The sequence below is a fragment of the Lentzea albidocapillata genome (genome assembly GCF_000719115.1).
In the GTDB taxonomy this organism is placed as follows: domain Bacteria; phylum Actinomycetota; class Actinomycetes; order Mycobacteriales; family Pseudonocardiaceae; genus Lentzea; species Lentzea albidocapillata.
Map to the genome: position 1 here is coordinate 1 of NZ_JOEA01000115.1, position 227 is coordinate 227.

The window sequence follows — 227 nt, forward strand, 5'->3', positions numbered from 1 at the left end:
ACCGCGCGGAGGGTGTGCGCACGTCGTACCGGCAGACCGATGCGGCGCTGACCGGGTGGAAACGTACCGAGGAACTCGCGTTTCTGTCGGAGGTGTCCTCGGTTCCGCTGCAGCAGACGCTGCGCCACCAGCACACCGCGTTCGGCAACTTCTTCGCCGGGCGGGCCCGTTTCCCGAGGTTCAAGTCCCGTACCGGGCGGCAGAGCGCGCACTACACCCGCTCGGCG

At 69.2% G+C, this 227-nt stretch carries 1 pseudogene; it reads left to right on the plus strand.

From position 1 onward, the window contains the following. A pseudogene (locus tag IG04_RS0142085) lies at window positions 1-227 on the plus strand (RNA-guided endonuclease TnpB family protein); the annotation flags it as partial.